General features: G+C 54.9%; 23 protein-coding genes and 2 pseudogenes. 4 read left to right on the forward strand and 21 right to left on the reverse strand.

The window, feature by feature from the left end; translation table 11 throughout:
* Positions 1–13: 13 nt before the first annotated feature.
* The 4 genes from rplW to rpsJ are packed head-to-tail and all read right to left on the reverse strand — an operon-like array spanning position 14 to position 1,902.
* Positions 14–316, reverse strand: a complete 303-nt coding sequence (rplW, locus tag AAHB66_RS21530; protein WP_004868363.1) for a 50S ribosomal protein L23 — start codon at positions 314–316, stop codon at positions 14–16.
* Positions 313–918, reverse strand: coding sequence for a 50S ribosomal protein L4 (gene rplD, locus AAHB66_RS21535; RefSeq protein ID WP_003031119.1), 606 nt, complete (start codon positions 916–918; stop codon positions 313–315). The genes rplW and rplD overlap by 4 nt, the downstream gene beginning before the upstream one ends.
* A 10-nt stretch (positions 919–928) precedes the next feature.
* Positions 929–1,558: a 50S ribosomal protein L3 gene (gene rplC, locus AAHB66_RS21540; protein ID WP_016538466.1), complete on the reverse strand. Its 630-nt coding sequence runs from the start codon at positions 1,556–1,558 to the stop codon at positions 929–931.
* A 32-nt stretch (positions 1,559–1,590) separates the two neighbouring features.
* On the reverse strand, positions 1,591–1,902 hold the full coding sequence (gene rpsJ / locus AAHB66_RS21545; RefSeq protein WP_001181005.1) for a 30S ribosomal protein S10: 312 nt from the start codon (positions 1,900–1,902) through the stop codon (positions 1,591–1,593).
* Positions 1,903–2,289: 387 nt separating this feature from the next.
* Between rpsJ and AAHB66_RS21550 the strand changes: the two genes are divergently transcribed.
* Positions 2,290–2,763: an A24 family peptidase gene (locus tag AAHB66_RS21550; RefSeq protein WP_347114494.1), complete on the forward strand. Its 474-nt coding sequence runs from the start codon at positions 2,290–2,292 to the stop codon at positions 2,761–2,763.
* Here AAHB66_RS21550 and bfr read toward each other — a convergent pair.
* The 11 genes from bfr to fkpA form a co-directional block, all read right to left on the reverse strand.
* Entirely contained in the window at positions 2,747–3,223 is a 477-nt protein-coding gene (gene bfr, locus AAHB66_RS21555; protein WP_142487331.1) for a bacterioferritin, read from the reverse strand. The two genes, AAHB66_RS21550 and bfr, sit on opposite strands and share 17 nt — an antisense overlap.
* A gap of 70 nt (positions 3,224–3,293) precedes the next feature.
* Positions 3,294–3,488: a bacterioferritin-associated ferredoxin gene (gene bfd, locus AAHB66_RS21560; protein ID WP_008503493.1), complete on the reverse strand. Its 195-nt coding sequence runs from the start codon at positions 3,486–3,488 to the stop codon at positions 3,294–3,296.
* A 178-nt stretch (positions 3,489–3,666) separates the two neighbouring features.
* The gene (gene tuf / locus AAHB66_RS21565; RefSeq protein ID WP_142487803.1) at positions 3,667–4,851 is read right to left on the reverse strand and encodes an elongation factor Tu; all 1,185 of its coding nucleotides are present in this window, start codon (positions 4,849–4,851) and stop codon (positions 3,667–3,669) included.
* Positions 4,852–4,920: 69 nt separating this feature from the next.
* Positions 4,921–7,035 (reverse strand): elongation factor G, encoded by a 2,115-nt coding sequence (fusA, locus tag AAHB66_RS21570; RefSeq protein WP_337018941.1) that lies wholly within the window; start codon positions 7,033–7,035, stop codon positions 4,921–4,923.
* A gap of 96 nt (positions 7,036–7,131) precedes the next feature.
* Positions 7,132–7,602: a 30S ribosomal protein S7 gene (gene rpsG, locus AAHB66_RS21575; protein WP_004106370.1), complete on the reverse strand. Its 471-nt coding sequence runs from the start codon at positions 7,600–7,602 to the stop codon at positions 7,132–7,134.
* 96 nt (positions 7,603–7,698) lie between these two features.
* Entirely contained in the window at positions 7,699–8,073 is a 375-nt protein-coding gene (gene rpsL, locus AAHB66_RS21580) for a 30S ribosomal protein S12 (protein WP_003023654.1), read from the reverse strand.
* A 124-nt stretch (positions 8,074–8,197) separates the two neighbouring features.
* The gene (gene tusB, locus AAHB66_RS21585; RefSeq protein WP_347114497.1) at positions 8,198–8,485 is read right to left on the reverse strand and encodes a sulfurtransferase complex subunit TusB; all 288 of its coding nucleotides are present in this window, start codon (positions 8,483–8,485) and stop codon (positions 8,198–8,200) included.
* Between the two features lie 7 nt (positions 8,486–8,492).
* The gene (tusC, locus tag AAHB66_RS21590; RefSeq protein ID WP_347114498.1) at positions 8,493–8,852 is read right to left on the reverse strand and encodes a sulfurtransferase complex subunit TusC; all 360 of its coding nucleotides are present in this window, start codon (positions 8,850–8,852) and stop codon (positions 8,493–8,495) included.
* Entirely contained in the window at positions 8,852–9,238 is a 387-nt protein-coding gene (gene tusD / locus AAHB66_RS21595) for a sulfurtransferase complex subunit TusD (RefSeq protein ID WP_347114500.1), read from the reverse strand. Before tusD ends, tusC begins: the two co-directional genes overlap by 1 nt.
* Positions 9,238–9,960, reverse strand: coding sequence for a transcriptional regulator (locus tag AAHB66_RS21600; protein ID WP_032614730.1), 723 nt, complete (start codon positions 9,958–9,960; stop codon positions 9,238–9,240). Before AAHB66_RS21600 ends, tusD begins: the two co-directional genes overlap by 1 nt.
* Positions 9,961–10,124: 164 nt before the next feature.
* On the reverse strand, positions 10,125–10,940 hold the full coding sequence (fkpA, locus tag AAHB66_RS21605; protein ID WP_347114502.1) for an FKBP-type peptidyl-prolyl cis-trans isomerase: 816 nt from the start codon (positions 10,938–10,940) through the stop codon (positions 10,125–10,127).
* A 236-nt stretch (positions 10,941–11,176) separates the two neighbouring features.
* Between fkpA and AAHB66_RS21610 the strand changes: the two genes are divergently transcribed.
* Entirely contained in the window at positions 11,177–11,395 is a 219-nt protein-coding gene (locus tag AAHB66_RS21610; protein ID WP_142487338.1) for a protein SlyX, read from the forward strand.
* Positions 11,396–11,441: 46 nt separating this feature from the next.
* Here the strand turns inward: AAHB66_RS21610 and slyD are convergent, their stop codons facing one another.
* The 4 genes from slyD to kefG all read right to left on the reverse strand — a co-directional run bounded on the left by slyD (position 11,442) and on the right by kefG (position 14,698).
* The gene (gene slyD, locus AAHB66_RS21615; RefSeq protein WP_142487339.1) at positions 11,442–12,032 is read right to left on the reverse strand and encodes a peptidylprolyl isomerase; all 591 of its coding nucleotides are present in this window, start codon (positions 12,030–12,032) and stop codon (positions 11,442–11,444) included.
* Positions 12,033–12,126: 94 nt separating this feature from the next.
* Positions 12,127–12,327, reverse strand: a complete 201-nt coding sequence (locus AAHB66_RS21620) for a YheV family putative zinc ribbon protein (protein ID WP_039031545.1) — start codon at positions 12,325–12,327, stop codon at positions 12,127–12,129.
* 11 nt (positions 12,328–12,338) lie between these two features.
* Positions 12,339–14,144 carry a glutathione-regulated potassium-efflux system protein KefB gene (gene kefB / locus AAHB66_RS21625; RefSeq protein WP_347114504.1) on the reverse strand — a complete coding sequence of 602 codons (1,806 nt, stop codon included), beginning with the start codon at positions 14,142–14,144 and terminating at the stop codon, positions 12,339–12,341.
* Complete coding sequence (kefG, locus tag AAHB66_RS21630) at positions 14,144–14,698, reverse strand: glutathione-regulated potassium-efflux system ancillary protein KefG (protein ID WP_347114505.1); 555 nt, start codon at positions 14,696–14,698, stop codon at positions 14,144–14,146. Before kefG ends, kefB begins: the two co-directional genes overlap by 1 nt.
* A 121-nt stretch (positions 14,699–14,819) precedes the next feature.
* On the opposite strand from kefG, the gene AAHB66_RS21635 reads away from it, so the two are divergent.
* Both AAHB66_RS21635 and AAHB66_RS21640 read left to right on the forward strand, forming a co-directional pair.
* On the forward strand, positions 14,820–16,724 hold the full coding sequence (locus tag AAHB66_RS21635; protein WP_347114506.1) for an ABC transporter ATP-binding protein: 1,905 nt from the start codon (positions 14,820–14,822) through the stop codon (positions 16,722–16,724).
* Positions 16,725–16,739: 15 nt separating this feature from the next.
* A pseudogene (locus AAHB66_RS21640) lies at positions 16,740–17,677 on the forward strand (LysR family transcriptional regulator).
* On the opposite strand, the pseudogene mdcH reads toward AAHB66_RS21640, so the two are convergent.
* Both mdcH and AAHB66_RS21650 read right to left on the reverse strand, forming a co-directional pair.
* Positions 17,667–18,567, reverse strand: a pseudogene (gene mdcH, locus AAHB66_RS21645) (malonate decarboxylase subunit epsilon). The pseudogenes AAHB66_RS21640 and mdcH sit on opposite strands and share 11 nt — an antisense overlap.
* Positions 18,564–19,184, reverse strand: coding sequence for a malonate decarboxylase holo-ACP synthase (locus AAHB66_RS21650; protein ID WP_347114508.1), 621 nt, complete (start codon positions 19,182–19,184; stop codon positions 18,564–18,566). Before AAHB66_RS21650 ends, mdcH begins: the two are co-directional and overlap by 4 nt.

Here is a 19,184-nt window from a genome sequence, read left to right on the forward strand (position 1 = left end):
TTACTCCTCCGACTTACTCAGCGCCGCCAACGAAGTCCAGGTTCTGGCCTTCTTTCAGGGTGACGTAAGCTTTTTTCCAGTCGCTACGACGACCGATACGCTGTCCGTGACGTTTAACTTTCCCTTTAACTACCAGGGTGTTAACGACTTCGACTTCGACTTCAAACAGTTTCTGCACAGCAGCTTTGATTTCTGCTTTGGTCGCGTCTTTAGCAACTTTGAGAACGATGGTGTTAGTTTTTTCCATCGCAGCAGACGCTTTTTCAGAAACGTGCGGTGCACGAAGCACCTTCAGCAGACGTTCTTCACGAATCATGCCAGCATCTCCTCAACTTGCTTAACAGCATCAGCAGTCATTACGACTTTGTCGAAGGCGATCAGGCTAACCGGGTCGATACCAGTCGCATCGCGTACGTCAACCTTGTGCAGGTTACGTGCGGCCAGGAACAGGTTCTCGTCCAGCTCACCGGTGATGATCAGCACATCTTCCAGAGCCATGTCTTTCAGTTTCTGTGCCAGCAGCTTAGTTTTAGGCGCTTCTACAGAGAAAGATTCGACAACGATCAGACGATCCTGACGTACCAGTTCGGACAGGATGCTTTTCAGCGCGCCGCGGTACATCTTTTTGTTAACTTTTTGACTGTGGTCCTGCGGGCGAGCAGCGAAGGTCACGCCACCGGAACGCCAGATCGGGCTCTTGATAGAACCTGAACGCGCACGGCCGGTACCTTTCTGGCGCCACGGCTTTTTGCCGGAACCAGTTACTTCAGCACGAGTCTTCTGAGCACGAGTACCCTGACGAGCACCAGCTGCATAAGCAACAACAACCTGGTGAACCAGCGCTTCGTTGAAATCACGACCGAAGGTAGTTTCGGAAACAGTCAGCGCGCTCTGCGCGTCTTTCAATACTAATTCCATTGCTATCCCCTTACGCCTTCACAGCTGGTTTAACGATCAGGTCGCTACCGGTTGCACCCGGAACTGCACCTTTAACCAGCAGCAGGTTGCGCTCAGCGTCAACACGTACTACGTCCAGGCTCTGAACGGTCACACGTTCGTTACCCAGCTGACCTGCCATTTTCTTGCCTTTGAACACTTTGCCCGGAGTCTGGTTCTGACCGATAGAACCCGGAACGCGGTGGGACAAGGAGTTACCGTGCGTGGCATCCTGAGTACGGAAGTTCCAGCGCTTAACGGTACCAGCAAAACCTTTACCTTTAGAGGTACCGGTTACGTCAACTTTTTTAACTTCTGCAAACAGCTCAACGCTAATGTCCTGACCTACGGTGAACTCTTCGCCTTCAGCAAGACGGAATTCCCACAGACCACGGCCAGCTTCAACGCCAGCTTTAGCGAAGTGACCCGCTTCCGGTTTGGTTACACGGTTAGCTTTTTTAGCACCAGTGGTAACCTGAACGGCACGGTAGCCATCGTTAGCCAGATCTTTAACCTGAGTAACGCGGTTTGCTTCAACTTCGATTACGGTTACTGGGATAGATACGCCATCTTCAGTGAAGATGCGGGTCATGCCCACTTTTTTACCGACTAAACCAATCATTGTATCAACCTCTCAATCGCTCGATGACCTGATTAACCCAGGCTGATCTGCACGTCTACACCGGCAGCCAGATCCAGACGCATCAGAGCATCAACGGTTTTCTCGGTTGGCTCAACGATGTCAACCAGACGCTTGTGAGTGCGGATTTCGTACTGATCACGCGCGTCTTTGTTAACGTGCGGGGAGATCAGAACGGTAAAGCGCTCTTTGCGGGTCGGCAGCGGGATCGGACCACGGACTTGCGCACCAGTGCGCTTAGCAGTCTCGACGATTTCCGCGGTTGATTGATCGATCAGACGATGATCAAACGCTTTAAGACGGATACGGATTCTTTGGTTCTGCATGAGACCAGAGCTCCAATTATTTTATAAACGAAAATGATTACTACTCAAACCCATTACGATTGATGGGAGAGTGTAACCGTTCTTACGTAGCCCCCCAATTGGGAGCATTGTTAGGCAACGAAAAACAGTGTTGCCTGGGTTCAGATTGAACCAGCTGTCAATTACGACAAGCCCGCGCATTATACGTAAATCTGGGCAGGACGCAAGCCCCGTTTAGGAAATAGACGGCACCGTACAGTTTTGCGTAGCGGCTCGCAATTGTTTTGCAAAGTTGCCGTAACATACCGATAGTCAGGAAGGCTTTACGCAGGGTTGAATTTCGCTGTTTGTTTAACCTTACGAATTGAGTGGAGAATGGCCGTACACATTCCATAGAGGCCATGAACGATGCTCACCACCCTCCCCTTCCTGTTTATCTACCTGGGTTTAACCTGCTTATTAGTTCGTGCGGATATCCGTTCGCATCTGCTGCCGGACAAATATCTCTGTCCACTGCTCTGGGCAGGTTTGCTTTATCACCTCTGCCTTCATCCCGATTTTCTGGCAAGCGCGGTCTTGGGTGCGATCGCGGGTTACGCCGGCTTCGCGATGATTTATTGGGCTTATAAACTGATACGCAAACGTGAAGGGCTGGGATACGGTGACGTGAAGTATCTGGGCGCGCTGGGCGCATGGCATGGTTGGTGTGTACTTCCTGCGCTGGCACTAGCGGCAGCTCTGCTGGCGACGCTGTATCTGTTGATACGCTCCCTTTGTAAACCCGGAGAACAGATATTAAAAAACCCGCTGCCTTTTGGACCTTTTATGGCGGCAGCAGGTTTAATGATGGGCGGGCAAAGTCTGATCAGCTTTCCACTTTGATTTGCGACTGAAGGTAATTCTGCAGGCCGATTTTACCGATAAGATCCAGCTCAGTTTCGAGCCAGTCGATATGCCCTTCTTCATCGGCCAGGATCTGAATCATCATATCGCGGCTGACGTAGTCGTGAACGCTGTCCGCATAAGCGATGGCTTCACGAAGATCTTTTGCGCCATCGAGTTCCAGCGCCAGATCGGATCGCAGCATCTCTTCGACGTCTTCACCGATACCCAGCTTGCCGAGATCCTGCAAGTTGGGGATCCCCTCAAGAAACAAAATACGCTCGATATACTTATCGGCGTGTTTCATCTCATCAATGGATTCATGGTATTCGACGTCGTTGAGGCGAGTCAGACCCCAGTTCTTGAACATTCTCGCGTGGAGAAAGTATTGATTGATTGCGACAAGCTCATTTCCCAATAATTTATTGAGATAACTTATGATTTTAATATCACCTTTCATTATAGTCCCTCCGCTTCCACTTATTGAAGCGTAGATGGGGCTACAGGGATGTCAAAAAAAAGAATGAGCCTCAGGCAATCTCTTTGTATTCCGGGATCTGCATCAATTCGTCCTGCATGATCTCACGGGCAGCGCGAACGCACTTACCGCATTGATTTCCCACCGGAACAAACTTACGCAGCTGCTGAAAAGATTGTGGTTGAAACTGGCGAACGGCCTGACGAATTTTTTTGTCACTCACACCATTACATAAACAAACGTACATAACCACTCCCGTTCAAAATATGCGCAAAGTGTAAGTGAGAATAATTATGATTACAATAGCACAAGCACGAAGATACGGGGCGGGAGCCTACAAAAAATGCGAAAATTTGTGACAGGGAGAACTGCAGGACAACAAAAAAAGGACGCCGAAGCGTCCTTTTTAATTCAGGGATAATTAATTAGCCCAGAACTTTAGCAACAACACCCGCGCCAACGGTACGGCCGCCTTCGCGGATTGCGAAGCGCAGACCATCGTCCATTGCGATTGGGTGGATCAGGGTAACAACCATCTTGATGTTGTCGCCTGGCATTACCATCTCAACGCCTTCTGGCAGTTCGATGGTACCGGTCACGTCAGTAGTACGGAAGTAGAACTGTGGACGGTAGCCTTTGAAGAACGGAGTATGACGGCCGCCTTCGTCTTTGGACAGGATGTACACTTCAGATTCGAACTTGGTGTGCGGCTTGATTGAGCCTGGCTTAGCCAGAACCTGACCACGTTCGATTTCTTCACGTTTGATACCACGCAGCAGAACACCAACGTTCTCACCGGCACGGCCTTCGTCCAGCAGTTTGCGGAACATTTCAACGCCGGTACAGGTAGACTTGGCAGTCTCTTTGATACCAACGATTTCAACTTCTTCGCCAACTTTAACGATACCGCGCTCTACACGACCGGTAACAACGGTACCACGGCCGGAGATGGAGAATACGTCTTCGATAGGCAGCAGGAACGGCTTGTCAATCGCACGCTCTGGCTCTGGGATGTAAGAATCCAGGTAGCCAGCCAGTTCGATGATTTTCTCTTCCCACTCTGCTTCGCCTTCCAGCGCTTTCAGCGCGGAACCGCGAACGATTGGGGTGTCGTCGCCCGGGAAGTCGTACTGAGACAGCAGCTCACGCACTTCCATCTCAACCAGTTCCAGCAGCTCTTCGTCATCAACCATGTCGCATTTGTTCAGGAACACGATGATGAAAGGAACGCCTACCTGACGACCCAGCAGGATGTGCTCACGGGTCTGAGGCATAGGGCCGTCAGTCGCAGCAACAACCAGGATCGCGCCGTCCATCTGCGCAGCACCGGTGATCATGTTTTTAACATAGTCGGCGTGGCCCGGGCAGTCTACGTGTGCGTAGTGGCGAGTCGGGGTGTCATATTCAACGTGGGAAGTGTTGATGGTGATACCACGAGCTTTTTCTTCTGGCGCGTTATCGATCTGGTCGAATGCACGAGCAGAACCACCGTAGGTTTTAGCCAGAACGGTAGTGATTGCAGCGGTCAGGGTAGTTTTACCGTGGTCAACGTGGCCGATAGTACCAACGTTGACGTGCGGTTTTGTACGTTCAAATTTTTCTTTAGACACGGCTATATTCCTTACTATAGTGCTCTCCCCTTTGGAGAGAGCACGGGACTTAGGTTTTAATCCTGTGGATTATTTACCACGGGCTTCAATTACGGCCTGAGCAACGTTGTTCGGCGCATCATCATACTTCAGGAATTCCATGGTGTATGATGCACGACCTTTGGTCAGAGAACGCAGCTGAGTTGCATATCCGAACATTTCAGACAGCGGAACTTCAGCGTGGATCTTAACGCCAGTTACTTCAGATTCCTGACCACGCAGCATACCGCGACGACGGCTCAAGTCACCGATAACGTCACCGGTGTTCTCTTCAGGAGTTTCTACTTCAACCTTCATGATCGGCTCAAGCAGAACTGGTTTCGCTTTCTTAAAGCCTTCTTTAAAGGCGATAGAAGCTGCCAGTTTAAACGCCAGTTCAGAGGAGTCAACGTCATGGTAAGAACCGAAGTGCAGACGAACACCCATGTCTACTACCGGGTAACCAGCCAGTGGACCAGACTTCAGCTGCTCCTGGATGCCTTTATCAACGGCAGGGATGTATTCGCCAGGAATCACACCACCTTTAATGTCGTTGATGAACTCGTAACCTTTAGGGTTAGAGCCCGGCTCCAGTGGGTACATGTCGATCACAACGTGACCATACTGACCACGACCACCAGACTGCTTAGCGTGTTTACCTTCAACATCGGAAACTTTCTGACGAATCGCTTCACGGTAAGCAACCTGAGGTTTACCTACGTTAGCTTCAACGTTGAATTCACGACGCATACGGTCAACGATGATGTCGAGGTGCAGTTCACCCATACCAGCGATGATGGTCTGGTTAGATTCTTCATCAGTCCATACGCGGAATGATGGGTCTTCTTTAGCCAGACGGCCCAGAGCCAGACCCATTTTTTCCTGGTCAGCTTTGGTTTTTGGTTCAACGGCGATAGAGATTACCGGCTCAGGGAACTCCATGCGCTCCAGAATGATTGGGTGATCTGGGTTACACAGGGTGTCACCAGTAGTCACGTCTTTCAGACCGATAGCAGCAGCGATGTCGCCCGCACGAACTTCTTTGATCTCTTCACGTTTGTTCGCGTGCATCTGTACGATACGACCGAAACGCTCACGTGCAGCTTTCACTGAGTTCAGGATGGTGTCACCGGAGTTAACCACACCAGAGTACACGCGGAAGAACGTCAGGTTACCCACGAACGGGTCGGTAGCGATTTTGAACGCCAGAGCAGCAAACGGCTCTTCATCACTTGCGTGACGCTCAGCCGGCGTGTCTTTACCGTCGTCCAGGATACCGTTGATCGCAGGAACGTCTACCGGGGATGGCAGGTAGTCAACTACCGCATCCAGCATCGCCTGGACACCTTTGTTCTTGAACGCAGAACCACAGGTTACCAGGATGATTTCGTTGTTCAGAACGCGCTGACGCAGAGCTTTTTTGATCTCTTCTTCAGTCAGTTCTTCACCACCCAGGTATTTCTCCATCAGGTCTTCTGAAGCTTCTGCTGCGGATTCGATCAGGTTCTGGTGCCATTCGTCAGCCAGATCCTGCATGTCAGCCGGGATATCTTCGTATTCGAAGGTAACGCCCTGATCTGCATCGTTCCAGTTGATGGCTTTCATTTTCACCAGGTCGATAACGCCGGTGAAGCCTTCTTCAGCACCAATTGCCAGCTGCAGCGGAACAGGGTTCGCGCCCAGACGGGATTTGATCTGACCAACAACTTTCAGGAAGTTAGCACCCATACGGTCCATTTTGTTAACGAACGCGATGCGTGGAACTTTGTATTTGTTTGCCTGACGCCATACGGTTTCAGACTGCGGCTGAACACCACCAACTGCGCAGTAAACCATTACCGCACCATCAAGAACACGCATGGAACGTTCTACTTCGATGGTGAAGTCAACGTGCCCCGGGGTGTCGATGATGTTTACGCGATGCGGTTCATACTGCTTAGCCATACCAGACCAGAATGCAGTAGTCGCTGCGGAGGTGATGGTAATACCACGCTCCTGCTCCTGCTCCATCCAGTCCATGGTAGCGGCGCCGTCATGAACTTCACCGATTTTGTGGTTTACACCGGTGTAGAACAGAATACGTTCGGTGGTAGTGGTTTTACCGGCGTCGATGTGCGCACTGATACCGATGTTACGGTAGCGTGCGATGGGTGTTGTACGAGCCATTTGATTCCTCGTTTATCTTTTTAGGCGTTCAGTTAAGTAACCCAAAGCGGGCTGCTTCGCTGAAGCGCCCGCCTGGTGACTAATACTCCGAAGGGATTACCAACGGTAGTGTGCGAACGCCTTGTTGGCTTCTGCCATACGGTGAACGTCTTCACGTTTCTTAACTGCAGTACCTTTGTTGTCTGCAGCATCAGAAAGTTCGTTCGCCAGACGCAGAGCCATGGATTTATCACCGCGTTTACGAGCAGCTTCAACGATCCAACGCATTGCCAGAGCATTACGACGAACCGGACGAACTTCAACTGGAACCTGATAAGTAGAACCACCAACGCGGCGGGACTTAACTTCTACAGTTGGGCGAACGTTGTCGAGAGCGACTTCGAAAGCTTCCAGTTCATTTTTACCAGAACGCTGAGCCAGGGTCTCAAGCGCGCTGTATACGATTGCTTCTGCAGTAGATTTTTTACCATCTACCATCAGGATATTTACAAATTTTGCCAGCAGTTCTGATCCGAATTTCGGATCTGGAAGAATTTTACGCTGACCAATGACGCGACGACGTGGCATGGGAATACTCCGTTGTTAATTCAGGATTGTCCAAAACTCTAAGAGTTTAGTATGACATTAAGATAAATCAGTTTGGCCTTACTTAACGGAGAACCATTAAGCCTTAGGACGTTTCACGCCATACTTGGAGCGAGATTGCTTACGGTCTTTAACGCCGGAGCAGTCAAGCGCACCACGAACGGTGTGGTAACGAACACCCGGAAGGTCTTTTACACGACCACCACGGATCAGGATCACGGAGTGTTCCTGCAGGTTGTGACCTTCACCACCGATGTAGGAAGTCACTTCAAAACCGTTAGTCAAACGCACACGGCATACTTTACGCAGTGCGGAGTTTGGTTTCTTAGGAGTGGTGGTATATACACGAGTACATACGCCACGTTTCTGCGGGCAGGCTTCCAGCGCAGGCACGTTGCTTTTTGCAACTTTGCGAGCGCGTGGTTTGCGTACCAGCTGGTTAACTGTTGCCATTAAATAGCTCCTGGTTTTAGCTTTTGCTTCGTAAACACGTAATAAAACGCCCTCATACAATATGAGGACGCGAAATTTTAGGGCTACGTCGAAAAGGTGTCAAGAAATATACAGCGATCTCGCATCACCAGTTCATTTGACCGGCGTGCTGGACGGCCAGATTGACGAAATCAGTATAGCTAACCACGTCAATTTTGGCTGAAATTTGACCAGTAAGACCGCGGGCATCGATGTCATCTTTAAGCGCAGAGACAGAGATGGGGGCATTACTGAGAATATCAACATAGCGACTGCCTTCTACCGCCGCCAGAACGCCATCCTGGATAAGCAGCAGGGCATCGCCTTCACGCAACATGCTCAACAGGCTTTCTATGTCGCATTGCCAGGGCGAGTGGCTCAGGGTATGGAGCATGACGGCCTCAGAAGGTCAGGATTGTGTCGAAGTGGGCAAGATGTTCACGCAATACCTCCGGCGCAACCACGGTGGCATCGAGAACAAAGGGCGTGTTTTCACTCAGACCGCGCGCCTGCAGGGAGGCGGCACAGACGTAAAACGTCTCGATGTCATACAGCGGCAGGACTTTAAAGGTCGCGATATAGTCGCGCGCCAGTATAGCCTGCGGCTGCTGACCGGCAAGCAGTTGAAACACACCGTCGCCGATAAAGAACACACCGATCTCTTCCGTCAGCGCAGAGGTCGCCAGTAACGCATCCAGCCCTTCCCTTCCGGCGGCACTGCCATGCGGAGCAGAGGTAAAGACAAAAGCCACGCGGTTCATCAGAATTGCACCATTCGGTCGCAGGTTAATGCGGCTTGCGCCAGCGCCCCGAGGCCGCTGAGTAAAAAGCCGTCATTTAGATTGGCGGCTGGCAGGCCCAGACGCTGCGCTTCGTTCGCATCGCTTATGCCGCGACGTAGCGCCGCCGCCACACAGATGTGCAGCTCAACCCCGTGCTGCTCATTCAGCGATTGCCACGCGCGCACCAGGTCAAACTCATCAGAGGCGGGAGAGGTCAGCTGGTTGGCGTTATACACGCCTTCCCGATAAAAAAAGACGCTGACCAGCTCGTGTCCGGCAGACAGCAGTGCGCGTGCAAACTGCAACGCACTGCTGGCCTGCTGCGTACCGTAAGCCGGGCCTGTCACCATTAATGCAAAACGCATTACTTCTCATGCCCCAGGAAATCGCCGCTCTTGAACTGACGGATATAGAGATACACCGTGTGTTTGGAGATATTGAGACGATCGGCCACCTGGTTAATCGCATCCTTGATATCAAAAATGCCTTTTTCATAGAGGTTAAGCACGATCTGGCGATTCTTGGCATTGTTGGACACATTGCGATCGGCATTGACTTCTTCGATGGTGAATTCCAGCGTCTGGGTGACGAGATCTTCAACCGAGGAGGCAAAGTTAACGGAGGATCCGACATCCGGCGTTTCTGGCGGAATAAAGGTGTTCATGATCTGGGAGAACGGCACATCGAGGTTCATGTTGATGCACAGCAAACCAATCACCCGATGATCGCGGTTGCGGATGGCAATCGTCACGGACTTCATCAGGACACCGCTCTTGGCGCGGGTGAAATAACATTTTGAGACGCTGCTGTCCGCGCCGGTCATGTCGTGCAGCATACGCAGTGCAAGGTCGGTGATTGGCGAGCCAATTTTACGGCCAGTATGCTCACCATTGGCAATGCGGATGGCAGAACATTTCAGATCTTGCAGGGAGTGCAATACGATTTCGCAGTGGGACCCAATGAGCATCGCTAACCCGTCCACTACCGCTTCGTAGGATTTCAGAATATCGAAATCGGTCTGATCGAAAGGACGTTGATCCAGCAGATCAAGTTCGCTGGTTTCGTTGGTTAAAAGCGACCTGGTCATGAAAAAAACACTCCTTTTCAGGAGCCTGTCGGTAGGTTTTCAGGGCAGGCTCATTATTTACACGGGCAACTAAATTAATACAGCGTAGGTAGCGCTTCCAGTGTTAATTATATCTGCACCATAATAAAAAAACCGCCGCTTCAGGGGCGGCGGTTGTTACCGATTTACTTCTTGGTGGCTTCTGCTGGCGCTTCTGGCTTCGCGTCAGGCTTAGCATCCGCTTTCGGCGCTGGCTTAATGTCCAGCAGCTCTACATCGAATACCAGCGTGGAGTTAGCCGGGATACCCGGGACGCCAGTTTTGCCGTAGGCCAGATCCGGTGGGATGACCAGCTTGATTTTACCGCCTTTCTTGATGTTCTTCAGGCCTTCAGTCCAGCCAGGGATAACACCGTCCAGACGGAAGGAGAGCGGCTCACCACGGGTGTAAGAGTTATCGAACTCTTTACCGTCGGTCAGGGTACCTTTGTAGTTAACCACTACGGTATCGCTGTCTTTCGGTGCGTCGCCGGTACCTTCTTTCTCTACTTTATAGACCAGGCCAGTAGGAGAGGTTTTCGCGCCTTTCTCTTTAGCGAAAGCTTCACGGTAGGTTTTACCTTTCGTTTCGTTTTCAGCCGCGTCTTTCTCCATCTTCTCCTGCGCTGCGCCTTTCACGCGCGCTTCGAAAGCCTGCAGAGTCTGCTCGATTTCCTGGTCTGACAGTTTGCTCTTATCAGCAAACGCATCCTGAACACCGGCGATCAGCTGAGTCTGATCCAGCTTGATGCCCAGTTTTTCTTGCTCTTTCAGAGAGTTTTCCATGTAACGGCCCAGAGATGCGCCCAGCGCGTAGGCTGACTTCTGGTCGTCATTTTTGAACGCCGCAGTGCTGTCAGCAGTCGCAGCAGGCTTTGCTGCATCGGCAGCGAAAGTCAGCGGCGCATGCAGAGCGACAGCCATCGTGGTCGCCAGCAGCGTTACTTTAAACAGTGATTTCATCCATTTCTCCAGGGCCGGGGACTCTCACCCCGTATTAAGCGTAAATGAGAAGCGTACTATAAAACGTTGAGGAACAAATCTACAGGTAGACACCCCTGATTAGCACCACATTTCAGACTATTTTTGTTTAAATTAGTTTCGCAGCAATGGGATGTTTACTGCGCGCGCGGATAATCTCGGGTAAAATCCGCCGCCGCCAGCCCCGAACGGGGTAAACGAGACCAACGAGGTGAATCATGCAGAATACAGATATGGAAGCACGACTGGCTGAGCTTGAAAGCCGCCTGGCTTTTCAGGAGATCACCATCGATGAGCTGAACCAGACCGTGACGGCCCACGAGCTGGAAATGGCAAAACTGAGGGATTTGCTGCGTCTTTTAACTGAAAAAGTGAAAGCGTCGCAAGCATCGCACATTGCGTCGCAGTCGGAAGAGACGCCACCGCCCCATTATTGAGACGTAAAAAAAGCGGGATATTCCCGCTTTTTTTTGAGCCTGAAGCTTAGTGGCAACCGCAGCCGCCATTACCGCAACCGCCTTTACCGTGGTCGTGACCATGGTCGTGATCGTGGCCGTGACCGCCGCAGCAACCGTCGTGACCGTGGTCGTGATCGTGGTCATGACCGTGCGCACCGTGAACGTGGCCGTGAGCCAGCTCTTCTTCAGTGGCTTCGCGGATAGCAACCACTTCAACGTTGAACTTGAGGTTCTGGCCAGCCAGCATGTGGTTGCCATCAACCACAACGTGGTCATCTTCAACTTCAGTGATTTCTACTGGAACCGGACCCTGGTCAGTTTCAGCCAGGAAACGCATGCCAACCTGCAGTTCGTCAACGCCCATGAACACGTCTTTAGGAACGCGCTGCACCAGGTTGTCATCGTACTGACCGTAAGCGTCGTTTGCGCCTACAGCAACGTCAAATTTGTCGCCAACTTCGTGACCGTCCAGCGCGTTTTCCAGACCGGAAATCAGGGAACCGTGACCGTGCAGGTAGTCCAGCGGCGCACTCACCGGAGACTCATCAACCAACACACCGTCTTCTGTACGTACCTGATAGGCCAGGCTGACCACCAGGTCTTTTGCTACTTTCATGATATCTCCTGAGCGTGGGAAAATTGCTGGCGCAGATTGTAACGGAAATCTGCACCCGTGTACCCTTTAGCTTAAAAAAACTCAGGGCATATCGCTAGTCCGGATGAAAAATCCCGATCACTTGCTCTTCTTTGCGAACATGCTCGCGAGCCTCTTTGTCCGCTTCACGCATCTGGTGTCCGCACTTAACACACTCAACAATATCGATATTGTTCTCGCGCCACATGGCCAGCGAGTCCTGCGCCTGACAGGCCGGGCATTTCGCACCGGCGATAAAGCGTTTACGTACCGCCATTCTCTACCTCGTTATTCAAATTCATCCCAGCCGTCCAGCTGCCGACGCTCCTGCTGCATCTCGCGCTGGAAGATCTCTTCCAGCTCGCGGCGCGCTTCCCGCACCCGGGAAATTTGCACCGTATCGGTATGCACCGGCATTAACTCACGCAGCATCATCATATCCAGACGGCGAAAGTGTAACTGCGCGCGCTGGGCCTGATGCGGATGCATACCCAGCGTCACTAACGTCTTACGCCCCAGCTCCAGCGCACTGGAGAAGGTCTCGCGGGTAAATTGCTTCACTCCGGCCTGGAGCAGCTCATGGGCCTCTACACGCCCGCGCGCTCGCGCCAGGATATGCAGATGCGGAAAATGCTGCTGGCAGATCTGCACCAGCTTCATGGTATCTTCCGGCTCGTTACAGGTGATGACAATCGACTCCGCCGCTTCTGCACCAGCAGAGCGCAGCAGCTCGACCTGGGTGGCATCACCGTAATAGACCTTGTAACCGTACTTCCGCATCAGGTTAACCGCGCTGATATCACGCTCCAGCACCGTCACACGCTTTTTGTTCGCCATCAGCAGGCGGCCAATCACCTGACCAAAACGCCCGAAGCCCACCACAATCACCTGCGGTTTATCATCGTCCACCCAGGGCGCTTCATGCTCGTCGTCAGCCGCATTAATACGCCGCGACAGGCGTTTATCAATCAGCTTCATCAGCAGGGGCGTGGTCATCATCGACAGCGTGACGGTCACCAGCAGCAGCGCCATCTGATCATGCTGAAACAATCTCTGGGACGATGCTGTGGAGAAGAGCACAAAAGCGAACTCTCCCCCCTGGCTCAGCACCCCGGCAAGCTGCGCGCGCTCCGGGTGACGCAGACCGTATATCCGTGCCAGCCCGTACAGCACCAGCATTTTAACGGCGATCAGCACCGCCACGCCCAGCACCACGGCCAGGATATGGGTATAAAGCACGCCCAGATTCAACGCCATACCGACCGAGATAAAGAACAGCCCTAACAGCAGCCCTTTAAACGGATCGATAGCAATTTCCAGCTCGTGCCGGTACTCACTCTCCGCCAGCAGCACGCCGGCAATAAAGGTCCCCAGCGCCATCGACAGCCCCAGCGCATCCATAAACAGCGCCGAGCCCAACACCAGCAGCAGCGTGGCGGCGGTAAACACTTCCCGCACCCCGGACGCCGCAATGAAGCGGAACACCGGGCGCAGCAGATAGCGCCCGCCCACCAGCATGCCGGCAAAGGCCAGCACCTTCATGCCGATTTTCATCCAGTCGAAATGCTCGTCGCCCGAACCCGCCAGCAGCGGTACCAGGGCCAGCGCCGGGATCACCGCCAGATCCTGAAACAGCAGGACGGAGAAACCCAGCTGCCCCGCTTCGTTGCGGTTCATGCCCTTATCGCGCATCAGCTGCAGGGCCATCGCGGTCGAGGACATCGCCAGCCCAATCCCGCCCACCACCGCCGCCTGCCACGAGAAATGGTCCAGCATCAGCAGCCCACCGAGGATCACCGCGCTACCGATCACCTGTGCGGCGCCCACGCCGAAGATGGACCGCCGTAGCTGCCAGAGCTTCGACGGGTTCAGCTCGAGGCCGATAATAAACATCAGAAAGACGACACCCAGCTCCGAGAAGTGCAGGATTTCGTCCACATCGCTGATAAATCCCAGCCCCCAGGGGCCGATAGCGATACCCGCCAGCAGATAGCCGAGCACCGCGCCAATACCCAGTCGCGCAGCCAGCGGCACCGCCACCACGGCAGCGAGCAGAAACAGCACCCCCGCCAGCAACAGATCGGAACCTTCCATCAGCGGCCTCCCGTCAGATTGGGGGCCGCCAGCCAGTCGCCGTAGGCCCTGGCATGGCTGGCCAGCTCACTCTGATGCTGCCGACGCGCCCAGTAGATAACGATCGGGCTCAGCCAGTGCATGCGGCACATGGCCGCCGTCAGCTCGAACGGGCGCAGAATGTCGTTCATGGAGTAGCGGTTAAGCCCATCGTGGCGATAGGCACTCTCTGGCTCGCCGGTGGTAATCACGCTCCGCCAGTACTTTCCCGCCAGCTGGTTTCCTCCCACCCCACTGGCAAAACCGCGGCTCAGCACGCGATCGAGCCACTCTTTCAGCAGCGCCGGGCAGCTGTAGGTGTAAAGCGGATGCTGGAACACGATGACGTCGTGCTGGCGCAGCAGCTCCTGCTCATGAGGGATGTCGATAAAAAAATCGGGGTAGTGCGCGTAGAGATCGTGCACCGTCACATTACTGAGCCGTAATGCCGGCTGGAGCAAAACCCGGTTGGCGACCGAGTCCTGCGACTCCGGATGGGCATACAGCAGCAGCACTTTTGCTGTCTGGGACATCATTCCTCTCCCGGGTCGTCATCACTGTTATTTTGGGCTACCATGGCACACCCACGCGGCGCGTGGCGGCACATTTAACCTGATTATAATTACAACTTAACATAGTCGGAACATACGGCGCTCTATGATTGTTTTCTCCTCATTACAAATTCGTCGCGGCGTTCGCGTCCTGCTGGACAACGCTACAGCCACCATTAACCCGGGTCAGAAAGTGGGCCTGGTGGGCAAAAACGGCTGCGGTAAATCCACGTTACTGTCATTGCTGAAAAACGAGATCGCTGCCGACGGCGGTAATTTTACTTACCCGGGCAACTGGCAGTTGGCCTGGGTAAACCAGGAAACGCCTGCCCTGAGCGTACCGGCGATGGACTATGTTATTGACGGCGACCGGGAGTACCGCAAACTGGAAGCCGAACTGCAAGCCGCCAACGAACGCAACGATGGCCACGCGATTGCCACTGTCCACGGCAAACTCGATGCCATCGACGCCTGGACCATCCGCTCCCGCGCCTCCACCCTTCTGCACGGTCTGGGGTTCAGCAATGAACAGCTGGAACGTCCGGTCAGCGACTTCTCCGGTGGCTGGCGTATGCGTCTCAACCTGGCCCAGGCGCTGATCTGCCGCTCCGATCTGCTGCTGCTCGATGAACCGACTAACCACCTCGATCTCGATGCGGTTATTTGGCTGGAGAAGTGGCTCAAGAGCTATCAGGGCACTCTGATTCTGATTTCCCACGACCGTGACTTCCTCGACCCGGTGGTGGACAAAATTATCCATATCGAACAGGAATCAATGTTCGAATACACCGGCAACTACAGCTCGTTTGAGCGCCAGCGCGCGGTGCGTCTCTCCCAGCAGCAGGCGATGTACGAAAGCCAGCAGCAGCGGGTGGCGCATCTGCAAAGCTTTGTCGATCGCTTCAAGGCCAAGGCCTCCAAAGCCAAACAGGCCCAGAGCCGCATCAAGATGCTGGAACGGATGGAGATGATTGCTCCGGCACACGTCGACAACCCGTTCCACTTCAGCTTCCGGGCACCGGAAAGCCTGCCCAATCCGCTGCTGAAGATGGAAAAGGTCAGCGCCGGCTATGGCGATCGCATCATTCTCGACTCCATTAAGCTCAACCTGGTCCCGGGTTCGCGTATCGGGCTGCTCGGGCGCAACGGCGCCGGTAAATCGACCCTGATTAAGCTGCTGGCGGGCGAGCTGGCCCCGGTTCGCGGCGATATCGGTCTGGCGAAGGGCATTAAGCTCGGCTATTTCGCCCAGCATCAGCTGGAATTTTTACGCGCGGATGAATCCCCGCTGCAGCACCTGGCGCGTCTGGCCCCGCAGGAGATGGAGCAGAAACTGCGGGATTACCTGGGCGGCTTCGGCTTCCAGGGCGATAAGGTGACCGAGAAGACCGAGCGCTTCTCCGGCGGCGAAAAAGCGCGTCTGGTGCTGGCGCTGATCGTCTGGCAGCGCCCGAACCTGCTGCTGCTCGATGAACCGACCAACCACCTGGATCTGGACATGCGCCAGGCCCTGACCGAAGCCTTAATCGAATTCGAAGGCGCGCTGGTGGTGGTCTCGCACGACCGTCACCTGCTGCGCTCCACCACCGACGACCTCTACCTGGTACACGACAGCAAAGTAGAGCCTTTCGACGGCGATCTGGAAGATTATCAGCAGTGGCTGAGCGACGTGCAGAAGCAGGAGAGCCAGCCTGCGGAAGGGGCCAAAGATAACGCCAACAGCGCCCAGGCGCGTAAGGATCAGAAGCGTCGCGAGGCAGAGCTGCGTACCCAAACCCAGCCGCTGCGTAAAGAGATCACCCGTCTGGAAAAAGAGATGGAGAAGCTCAACGCGCAGCTGGCTACCGTGGAAGAGAAGCTGGGCGACAGCGGCCTGTATGACCAGACGCGTAAAGCCGAGCTCACCGAGTGCCTGCAGGTGCAGGCCAAAACCAAATCCAGCCTTGAGGAGTGCGAAATGGCCTGGCTGGAGGCGCAGGAACAGCTCGAAGAGATGCTCCAGAGCGACTAACCCGGGAGAGGGGCAATGATACCGGACCTGACCAGCGAGATTACCTTCCGCAAACTGAGCATCTTCATGACATTTATGGAGACGGGCAATATCGCCCGGGCCGCTGAGGTGCTGAACCTCAGCGGGGTCAGCGTCCATCGCGCCCTGCATACCCTGGAAGAGAACGTCCGCTGCCCGCTGTTCACCCACAAAGGCCGAAATCTGATCGCCCTCCCCGCCGCCTGGACGCTGCTTGAGTACTGCCAGGAGGTGATGCAGGTGATGGAGCGCGGGCTGGAAGAGGCACGTAAAACGGCCGGTGTCGGCCAGGGCCGTCTGCGGGTGGGGACGCTCTACTCTCTGACGCTTGAGACGGTGCCGCAGTTAATTATGGGCATGAAACTGCGCCGCCCGGACTGGAGATGGATCTCACCATGGGATCCAACGAGACCCTGCTGCATATGCTGGATGAAGGCTCGCTCGATGCCATTCTTATCTCCATCTCCGAAAGCGAGATTGACCGCAACAACCTCGAAGTGCTGCCCCTGTTCCACGATGATATCTGTCTTGCCGCCCCGGCCTCGGCGCAGCTCAATACCAATGCGTTAGCGGATTTACGCGACTACAAAGACCAGAAGTTTGTCGCCCTGGCGGAGGGCTTTGCCACCTACGCGGGCTTCCAGGAGGCGTTTCATATCGCTGGTTTCGAGCCGGAGATCGTCACCCGGGTCAACGATATTTTCTCGATGCTGAGCCTGGTGCAGGCGGGTGTCGGCTTTACGCTGATGCCGGGCAGGATGAAGAAGGTCTATGAAAACTCGGTGCAGCTGTTAAAGCTGGCCCAGCCGTATCAAATGCAGCAGCTGATTGCCATCGTCTTTGCCCGCAACCGCGAGCAGGATCCGAGCCTGCGGGCGCTGGCGGCGGAAGGCCGCATGTACGCCCGCCGCCTTGAGCAGAACGCTACGCCTTAACACGCCGGGCGAGATGCACCGCGACGTCGATGCCGCTGCGCTCCAGAGAGACTGACTCCCCTTCCCAGGCCGCCTGACGCGTCAGGCAGGTAAGCACGCCGCCGGGGGGGCATCTCAATCGCCAGTCGCGCTTCACGCTCGTTCGCGGCAATCACCGCCTCCTGCCAGCGCACCGTCCGGGCCATGTTCATGGCCAGATCGTCAGCAATTTTCTCGGGCTGCCAGAGCACCCGCCCGGTGCTGCCGCTCAGATAAGCGCAGCGGGGGCGAGAGAGCGTAACCCGGCTGAAGGCTTCGACCAGTTTTTGCGCCGGTTCCGCCAGCAGTTCGCAGTGTGACGGAACGCTGACCGTCAGGCGGCGGGCTTTACTGGCCCCTTTCGCCAGCGCGCGCGCCGCCACTTCCGCCATGCCGTCATCGGCCCCGGCGATCACAATCTGCGTCTCGGCATTCAGGTTGGCGATATAGGTGCCGGTACCTGCCATCAGGGTTTCTACCTGCGAGAGCGTTAACCCCATAATCGCCGTCAGGCCGTAGCCGTGCGGATAAGCCTGCTCCATCAGATCGCCACGCAGGGCCACCAGCGTCAGGGCATCAGAGAAGTCGAGCGCCCCGGAAATGACCGCCGCAGGATACGCGCCGATAGAGAGGCCACTGACGATATCCGGCGCCACGCCGCGACGCTCCAGCTCACGCGCCCAGGCAACACCCGCAATCAGCAGCGCGAGCTGCACCGCGCGGGTGTGCTGTAGCGCCGCCGGGGAGTCGAGCGCGTCCACCTCACTGGCACCCAGCACTTCACGCGCCTGAGCCAGCTCGGTTCCCGGCAGGTTTTGCAGCATACCGGGATGCTGTGTCCCCTGCCCCGGAAAGGTAAACAGGATCTTCATTGTTCCTCCCATACCCAGGGGTTTGCCGTCAGGCGCGGCCCCCGGTTGGTTTTCAGCAACGTTTTTCCATCACGTAGCCATTCGTTGAGCGCAAAGCCGCCCAGCGGCGTCTCGACCTGGGTATCGGCCCGGCAGAGCGCGCCTTCAAGCTGGGTCTGCCAGCTGAGTAACATCTCGCGCGAAAGCGGCTGCGGGGCGCGGATCAGCAGATCGAGATCGCTGTCGGCGTGGATCACCGCAATGCCGGTCGCCAGCGCATAGCCGGTGCTGCCGGTAATGCCCCAGGTCCAGGGCCAGGGTGTGCGGGAAAGCTGTACCGCCACCTGAACCGGTGGCTGAGTGATAAAAGGCGAGCGCAGCAGACTTGCTTCTGCGCTCAGCTGTTCGGGGGAGACGATACGGACAATCTGGTCCGGGTTAACCCAGCCCGCCGCGCGCTGTTCGCGCTTAAGGCCGCGTACCCCGACCGGAATACGCCCGTTACCATCAACATCACGCCGCACCACCACCGGTAACCCGGTGTGCCAGGCCGTAGCCACCCAGGGCTCGTGGATCTCTTCGAGCGCATCCCGTGTGGTCAGCCAGATTAAGTCGTGCGGGCGTAATGTTGTGGTCAT

The organism is Leclercia sp. S52, from assembly GCF_039727615.1.
Classification (GTDB): domain Bacteria; phylum Pseudomonadota; class Gammaproteobacteria; order Enterobacterales; family Enterobacteriaceae; genus Enterobacter; species Enterobacter adecarboxylatus_B.

What these genes read in the sequence shown, in the direction of transcription:
- rplW (WP_004868363.1), bottom strand. Translation starts at nt 316, where the DNA reads ATGATTCGTGAAGAACGTCTGCTGAAGGTGCTTCGTGCACCGCACGTT.
- rplD (WP_003031119.1), bottom strand. Translation starts at nt 918, where the DNA reads ATGGAATTAGTATTGAAAGACGCGCAGAGCGCGCTGACTGTTTCCGAA.
- rplC (WP_016538466.1), bottom strand. Translation starts at nt 1,558, where the DNA reads ATGATTGGTTTAGTCGGTAAAAAAGTGGGCATGACCCGCATCTTCACT.
- rpsJ (WP_001181005.1), bottom strand. Translation starts at nt 1,902, where the DNA reads ATGCAGAACCAAAGAATCCGTATCCGTCTTAAAGCGTTTGATCATCGT.
- AAHB66_RS21550 (WP_347114494.1), top strand. Translation starts at nt 2,290, where the DNA reads ATGCTCACCACCCTCCCCTTCCTGTTTATCTACCTGGGTTTAACCTGC.
- bfr (WP_142487331.1), bottom strand. Translation starts at nt 3,223, where the DNA reads ATGAAAGGTGATATTAAAATCATAAGTTATCTCAATAAATTATTGGGA.
- bfd (WP_008503493.1), bottom strand. Translation starts at nt 3,488, where the DNA reads ATGTACGTTTGTTTATGTAATGGTGTGAGTGACAAAAAAATTCGTCAG.
- fusA (WP_337018941.1), bottom strand. Translation starts at nt 7,035, where the DNA reads ATGGCTCGTACAACACCCATCGCACGCTACCGTAACATCGGTATCAGT.
- rpsG (WP_004106370.1), bottom strand. Translation starts at nt 7,602, where the DNA reads ATGCCACGTCGTCGCGTCATTGGTCAGCGTAAAATTCTTCCAGATCCG.
- rpsL (WP_003023654.1), bottom strand. Translation starts at nt 8,073, where the DNA reads ATGGCAACAGTTAACCAGCTGGTACGCAAACCACGCGCTCGCAAAGTT.
- tusB (WP_347114497.1), bottom strand. Translation starts at nt 8,485, where the DNA reads ATGCTCCATACCCTGAGCCACTCGCCCTGGCAATGCGACATAGAAAGC.
- tusC (WP_347114498.1), bottom strand. Translation starts at nt 8,852, where the DNA reads ATGAACCGCGTGGCTTTTGTCTTTACCTCTGCTCCGCATGGCAGTGCC.
- tusD (WP_347114500.1), bottom strand. Translation starts at nt 9,238, where the DNA reads ATGCGTTTTGCATTAATGGTGACAGGCCCGGCTTACGGTACGCAGCAG.
- AAHB66_RS21600 (WP_032614730.1), bottom strand. Translation starts at nt 9,960, where the DNA reads ATGACCAGGTCGCTTTTAACCAACGAAACCAGCGAACTTGATCTGCTG.
- fkpA (WP_347114502.1), bottom strand. Translation starts at nt 10,940, where the DNA reads ATGAAATCACTGTTTAAAGTAACGCTGCTGGCGACCACGATGGCTGTC.
- AAHB66_RS21610 (WP_142487338.1), top strand. Translation starts at nt 11,177, where the DNA reads ATGCAGAATACAGATATGGAAGCACGACTGGCTGAGCTTGAAAGCCGC.
- slyD (WP_142487339.1), bottom strand. Translation starts at nt 12,032, where the DNA reads ATGAAAGTAGCAAAAGACCTGGTGGTCAGCCTGGCCTATCAGGTACGT.
- AAHB66_RS21620 (WP_039031545.1), bottom strand. Translation starts at nt 12,327, where the DNA reads ATGGCGGTACGTAAACGCTTTATCGCCGGTGCGAAATGCCCGGCCTGT.
- kefB (WP_347114504.1), bottom strand. Translation starts at nt 14,144, where the DNA reads ATGGAAGGTTCCGATCTGTTGCTGGCGGGGGTGCTGTTTCTGCTCGCT.
- kefG (WP_347114505.1), bottom strand. Translation starts at nt 14,698, where the DNA reads ATGATGTCCCAGACAGCAAAAGTGCTGCTGCTGTATGCCCATCCGGAG.
- AAHB66_RS21635 (WP_347114506.1), top strand. Translation starts at nt 14,820, where the DNA reads ATGATTGTTTTCTCCTCATTACAAATTCGTCGCGGCGTTCGCGTCCTG.
- AAHB66_RS21650 (WP_347114508.1), bottom strand. Translation starts at nt 19,184, where the DNA reads ATGACCACAACATTACGCCCGCACGACTTAATCTGGCTGACCACACGG.